The sequence below is a fragment of the Runella sp. genome (assembly GCF_027484545.1).
Taxonomy (GTDB): Bacteria; Bacteroidota; Bacteroidia; order Cytophagales; family Spirosomataceae; genus Runella.
The window spans coordinates 1-6,372 of the sequence record NZ_JAIXST010000300.1; the positions used below are offsets into that span (position 1 = coordinate 1).

Annotated in this window: 7 protein-coding genes; 3 read left to right on the forward strand and 4 right to left on the reverse strand. The window is 42.5% G+C overall.

All coding sequences use genetic code 11. The features are described from left to right. Positions 1–110 precede the first annotated feature (110 nt). Positions 111–1,676 (forward strand): amidohydrolase family protein, encoded by a 1,566-nt coding sequence (locus Q0081_RS26715; RefSeq protein WP_298360819.1) that lies wholly within the window; start codon positions 111–113, stop codon positions 1,674–1,676. 12 nt (positions 1,677–1,688) lie between these two features. Here the strand turns inward: Q0081_RS26715 and Q0081_RS26720 are convergent, their stop codons facing one another. Next, on the reverse strand, positions 1,689–2,129 hold the full coding sequence (locus Q0081_RS26720; RefSeq protein WP_298360821.1) for a pyridoxamine 5'-phosphate oxidase family protein: 441 nt from the start codon (positions 2,127–2,129) through the stop codon (positions 1,689–1,691). Positions 2,130–2,330: 201 nt separating this feature from the next. On the opposite strand from Q0081_RS26720, the gene Q0081_RS26725 reads away from it, so the two are divergent. Beyond that, positions 2,331–4,184, forward strand: coding sequence for a histidine kinase (locus Q0081_RS26725; RefSeq protein ID WP_298360823.1), 1,854 nt, complete (start codon positions 2,331–2,333; stop codon positions 4,182–4,184). A 71-nt stretch (positions 4,185–4,255) separates the two neighbouring features. Continuing rightward, on the forward strand, positions 4,256–4,996 hold the full coding sequence (locus Q0081_RS26730; protein ID WP_298360825.1) for a glycosyltransferase family 2 protein: 741 nt from the start codon (positions 4,256–4,258) through the stop codon (positions 4,994–4,996). Positions 4,997–5,075: 79 nt separating this feature from the next. Here the strand turns inward: Q0081_RS26730 and Q0081_RS26735 are convergent, their stop codons facing one another. From Q0081_RS26735 to Q0081_RS26745, 3 genes are read right to left on the reverse strand one after another with little or no spacing between them, the layout of a single operon-like run. Then, positions 5,076–5,219 (reverse strand): hypothetical protein, encoded by a 144-nt coding sequence (locus tag Q0081_RS26735; RefSeq protein ID WP_298360827.1) that lies wholly within the window; start codon positions 5,217–5,219, stop codon positions 5,076–5,078. After that, complete coding sequence (locus tag Q0081_RS26740; RefSeq protein WP_298360829.1) at positions 5,200–5,670, reverse strand: DUF6934 family protein; 471 nt, start codon at positions 5,668–5,670, stop codon at positions 5,200–5,202. Before Q0081_RS26740 ends, Q0081_RS26735 begins: the two co-directional genes overlap by 20 nt. Then, complete coding sequence (locus Q0081_RS26745) at positions 5,667–6,077, reverse strand: helix-turn-helix domain-containing protein (protein ID WP_298360831.1); 411 nt, start codon at positions 6,075–6,077, stop codon at positions 5,667–5,669. Before Q0081_RS26745 ends, Q0081_RS26740 begins: the two co-directional genes overlap by 4 nt. Positions 6,078–6,372 lie beyond the last annotated feature (295 nt).

Sequence of the window (6,372 nt, forward strand, 5' to 3'; positions counted from 1 at the left end):
CAAAGGTGGACTAAAACAGGTTTGCAACAAGTAGCTAATATTAGGGTCGCTTTTAAAAACAATCAGTGCAATAAAGTAACCGATTTAATAAAAATGGCGGCTTAATAAACTTGTCCTACACCCAATTCTTTTCTATTCTCTTCGCTTTGGTTTTACTGAAAAATAGTGCTTTTGCTCAGGAATTTGATTTGCTGCTGCGCGGCGGCAAAATCGTGGATGGTACGGGAAATGCGTGGTTTTATGGCGATGTGGGCATTAAAAACGGTAAAATTGCCCGAGTCGGCCAGTTCCCCAATGCTACTGCTGCCAAAACCTTGGATGCCAAAGGATTGATTGTTTGCCCGGGCTTTATCGACGTTCATACCCATATCGAAGAAGACGAGTTTAAACGTCCTACGGCAGATAATTTTATTTATGACGGCGTTACGACCGTAGTGACGGGCAATTGCGGTTTGTCTAACGTAGATTTAGGGCTGTATTTCAGGCAGTTGGACAGCGTCAAAACCTCCGTCAATGTAGCGTCACTCATTGGCCATAACGATGTGCGTAAGGCCGTGATGGGAACGGTCAATCGCCCTTCCACTCCCGAAGAGCAGCAAAAAATGGAAGCCATTGTCGAAAAAGCCATGAAAGACGGTGCCGTGGGGTTGGCAACGGGCTTGATTTATGTGCCGGGTACGTACTCCAAAACCGAAGAAATTGTGGGTTTGGCCAAAGTGGCTGCTCGTTACGGTGGCGTGTATGCTTCGCACATTCGTTACGAAGGCGACGAAGTACTGAAGGCCATTGATGAAGCCGTAGAAATTGGCCGACAGGCTACGATTCCGATACAGATTTCGCATTTTAAGGTCAGCGGTCAAAATAACTGGGGCCGCTCGAAACAAACCATAGCCGCCGTAGAAAGTGCTCGTCGCGAAGGCATAGACGTCACCATTGACCAATATCCCTACACCGCCAGCAGTACTGGATTGAACACCTTGCTGCCGAGTTGGGCTTTAGCGGGAGGATTGGATTCTATCAAAGCACGGGTAAATGACGCGGCCATTAGGCAACGCATGATAAAAGAAATGGTGGCAAGCCTCAAACGCCGTAAGCAGAAACATTTCACCTACGCAGTAGTGGCTAATTATGATGCTGATACGTCTTTGAACGGTAAAAACATGGAAGAAATCAATCTGCTAAAAGGCCGCAAACACAAAGCCGAAACCATCATGGAAATGGCCCTGAAAGGTGGTGCCAGTATGGTATTTCACGGCATGGGCGATTGGGATGTGGAAAACATCATGCGTTATCCACAAAATATGTTTGCTTCCGATGCATCCATTCGGGTCTATAATTTTGGAGTACCGCATCCGCGCGGTTATGGTACCAATGCCCGCGTGTTGGGCTATTACGTACGACAAAAGAAAATCATTCCTTTGGAAGAAGCCATTCGCCGTATGACTTCTTTACCGGCACAAAAATTCAAACTCGCCGAACGCGGACTTTTACAACCCACTATGGCGGCTGATGTACTCGTTTTTGACGAAAACACCATCATCGATGCCTCTACGTACGATCGCCCGCACCAATATTCACGCGGGATGAAATACGTCATTGTCAATGGGGAAGTAGTGGTAAATAACGAAAAGCATACGGGCCTGCGGAGCGGAAAAGTGTTGAGGATGAAACTATAAAACCGTATTTTACTACTGACTATAGCTGCGACCCGTTTTGGTTCGGATGTGAATTCGATATACCACTGGTGTGACGACTTTAGGGTCATCCAGATGTGCATTTCCGGTAAGTCCTGGTTTTTCATCGGCAAATAGGGGGACTTTTCGGCGGTTGAGTAAGTAAATGGCGTAATCTCGCTCATTGCCTTGTAATTCTTCAAATTCTCCTTCGATCATTACGCTTTGCCAAACGCCCGGGCTAACCATTTCGTCAATTTCAAAAGCCACGTTAGGGTTTTTGCGCAACATTCGTGTTTTAGTGCCTTCGCGCGTAATGCCGTAGATATAAAGTCCGTCAAAGTGGTACATCACTGGCTCAATCAGTACATGATTATCAGCGGCGCAGCCAATGCGTCCAAAATACTGATTGTTCAGCAAATGATCTATAACGTCAGTAGTAAGCTCCTTTAGCATGATTGACAACTGATTAACAGGATTTGACTTATTTTAAATATCGGTATTTATCAGGTTGATTATCAGTTAAAAAAGGGGAAAATAAAATGATAAAAATCATCGGGAGTGTCAGTTGTTACCATTAACTAAATTGGTTTAGGTAGGATGAGAGAAAATTAGCAAATTCGCACCATTATAGACAGAGTTTTCGGAGATTTTTTTATGAGAGTTCGATGGAGTATCATTTTGCTGTTGTGGAGTTTTGGGTCAGCATTATACGCCCAAAACAAGATGGTAGATAGCCTGCGACATTGGTTGGCTGTCCATCCTGCACAAGACAGTACGCGGGTTGTAAACCTCCACCGCTTGGCGTATCGGCTTTCGGAGATAGATCAAACATCGGCTTGGCGCTATGCCAACGAAGCCAATCAGTTGGCAAAAAAACTCAACAACAAAGTTAATTTGGGACAAAGCTTTATTAACTACGCCATTTTGGAGTCGTTGGAGGGGAATTATGCCAAAGGACAGGAACATTACCTGAACGCCTTGGAATTGTTTGAGCAAACAGGTTGGGAACGCGGTAAAGCCATCTGCCTCAATAATATTGCTGAAAACTATAAAGTGATGAATCAGCTTGACAAATCACTTGATTATACCTTTCGGGCATTGGAGTTGAATAAAAAGAAGCAGGAAAAGCGTGGTATGGCCGTAAACCACGAGCAAATAGGGGAGTTGTATCGTCGTAAAGGTCGCTATAAAGAATCATTGAAGTATTTGCAGGAAGGGCTTGTTTTGGCCAAACAAGCGGATCAGAATTACCAAATTTTACCGCAGATTTTACTCGGAATCGCCAGAAATTACAACGATCATTGCGAGTTTGAAAGGGCCTTGGACTACCTCGACCAAGCAACTCAACAAAGTCAATTGCACGGAGAAAAATTATTGCAAATTCAGTGTTATCAGGAAGCTGCCACTACCTATCGCCTTCAGCACAATTTTGAAAAAGCCAAAGGATACCTGCAAAAAGCCTTTGATACGGCCAAAGAATTTGGGTCGGTGGTGGAAACTGCCAATTTGAACCGACAAATGGCGGAATTGGAAGAAATACAGAGGAATTACAAAGAAGCTCTTGCTTATTTTCAATCCTACAAAATGCTAAACGATTCCATTGAACGTAAGAAAAATGTAGTACGAGCGGAATTGGTGGAACTGAAATACGCTGCTTTTGAAAAAGACAGAGAAAACCAGCGACTCAAACAAATCAAGGCCGAACAGGAAGCCGAACTTCGTCGTCAAGCCAGCTGGATTGTCGCGTTGGCGTCGGTGGTAATCGTACTTATGGGCGTATTGGGATATGCTTTTTATCGGAACCGCTTAAAACAAATTCAGGATGCTCAAAAGATGCAGGCCGAAACCATTCGTCAAATGCAGGTTTCGGATAATATTCGGAGTCAGATTGCCCGAGATTTACACGACGATTTGGGAGCTACTCTCAGCGGTGTAGCCATGCTGAGTCAGGCTGCTAAACGGCAGTTGAAGGAGAAAGATGGACAATTGACCGAATTATTGGACTTGATAAGCGTCAACTCCCAACGGACTGTCAGTACGATTCGGGATATTATTTGGACCACTCGTCCGATGAACGACAGCTTGGAAAGTATTACGACCAAAATGAAGATTTTTGCCTCCGAAATGCTTGAAGGAAGCGAATACGAATTTTATGTCGCGGACAACTTAAGAGATTACAAACTGCCTTCTAATCAGCAGTATAACTTCTATCTGATTTTCAAAGAGGCCATCAACAACATCGCCAAATGCGCCAATGCAAAGCACGTTTGGATAGAGATTTTTAAAAACAATCAACAGCTTTGTCTGTGTATCAAAGATGACGGTGTCGGCTTTGATACGGAGGCAGCAAAAGTATGTGGAAATGGGCTTTTTAACATGGAAAAACGCGTGGAAGAACTGGACGGAAGTTTGACGATTCAATCTGTTCCTACCCATGGAACGACCATCGAACTTACATTGCCTTTAGCGACTTATTCCAATACTGCATCGCTATCTCCTGTTTATTGAAGGAGAAGCATTTGTTCCATTGGGGAGAAAAGAGTAGGTTGCACACCAGAAATCCATAAAAAATACATGCCATGACTCCGCTTTCGGCTGTTATCATTACTGTAAACCAAGAAAAAAAAATCCTTAAAACGATTGAAGCGCTCAAACTCCTGACCGACGATATCGTAGTAGTGGATTCGGGGAGTACCGACCTTACCCGTAAAGTAGCGCGAGCGGCAGGAGCCAAAGTGCTTGAACACGCCTGGGAGGGGTATTCGGCACAGAAGAATTTCGGAAACGCTTGGGCCAAACACGATTGGATTTTGTCGGTGGATGATGATGAAGTAATTAGCCAGGAATTGGTTGAAAGTATCCGTAAAGCGTTTACGCCGGCTCCCGATGCCGACGCCTTTGATTTACCTTTTCGGACGGTTTTTTCGGGAAAACTGATTCGTTTTGGCGGCTGGAATCCCGAGTCTCACGTTCGGATTTTTAACAAAAAACAAATCCAATGGAACACCGACGCCGTTCACGAAGGACTCACCCTCAAGACCGAACACAGGATTAAAAAATTATCCGGTTATGTGTATCATTACACGGTGGATACGCCCGAACAGTTTGCCGCTAAAACAGACCGATACAGTACACTTTTTGCTGAAAAAGGCGCAAGATTGGGTAAAAAGGCCAATCTTGTAAAATTATTTCTCAGCCCCGTCTTTCGATTTTTAGTAGAATATATATTCAAATTCGGCTTTCTCGACGGCTACTACGGCTGGTTCATTGCCAAAGAAAATGCGCGATATACGTATTTGAAGTATAAGAAGTTAGGGTAAAAAAAGCGTCAGTCAGTTTAAAAGAAACGACCAAACCGACTGACGCTTTGCATGCGCACCTCCATCTCAGCTTTGTCTTTTATGAATTTGCAGGCAAAGCTGCTATTTTATCTATACCTATTTTTTTGATAAACTCTTTGGCCGCTTCATGCTTGGCATTTGATGCTTCTTCAACAGATTTATATATCTTAGGTTTGTTAGATTTAGAATGATTCGACTTCATGATTTTCAAAATTTTTAGTTGATACGATAAACCCCTCAAAATTATACCCTAATTCAAAGCGTTGGATATCAGTGCCCTTAAAACCCCAAATATTGTAAATTGGTTCTAATTCAGCATGGTACTTGCCTATGACCATTTGATAAAGTCTTGTGCGGGAGGGTGTACTACCTTGTATCAAAACTTTAGCGTTAGGTTTTTCTTTGAAAAATAACCTGATACTCTGAAAAACAGTAGCCAAAACTTTCGACATATCTTGGTTATTGCTTACAATCATATCACTAACTTCACCATTAGACAAAATATCCATCAGGGCAAGATTGTATAGTTCGGACGAAGTATCAAGCAAACGAAACTCAATCAATTTCTCAATAGTTTTTTCTTGGCTGATACTTTCAAAGCCAAAAGTTAGCCTATCATCAACGCGTTTGAAAGGATAGCTTGGTTCATTCATGGTTTCTCACCTTCATACTTCTCTCTTAAATACCGCGCTTCTATCTCCGCTTTTTCTTTTTCGGCTTGGCAAAGTTTGAGTTCGAGTTGGGCTTTTTCAAGTTGATGTTGAAGTTCGCGGTTGTCGTAGTTGTTATGATTGGTTTGATTTGGGTTATTTCCTGCGTTTACGTTTGTATTTTGGCACTGGTCAAAAAAATTAGAGATGGCGTTTCCAAAGACTTCAAGGTCGTTGGGGGTAATTCCCAACTTCTCCGTAATCTGGTTAATGCGCTCAGGGCTTGGTTGTGTATTTCCTCTTTCTATTTCTCCATACGCCTGCCTCGAAATCCCCACCATGTCTGCCATATTATCTTGCGAAAAGCCCTTCATTGTACGTAAAACCCTGATTTTTTCACCCGTTTTCATCGTGATTGCAAAAAGTAAAGTGATTAATTGTCAAAATGTAAAGGTATTTAAATATCAAATGAAATTGCAAAAAAATATCTTGCAATCCCATCTAACCTTTAATCTTCATTTTCTATATGGAAAGTTTTAAGCTAAATGAAAATTTTGAACCTTCAAGGCAACTGAAAAAGTGGTGGCGGTATGGTGTACCCCATTAATTGGACAAAATAGTTAATACTTTATAAGTGTATTATGGTTTAGTTAATATTGTACTATTTTTAGTTATTGGCAGTCGTTCATTGAAAACTTGATTTGG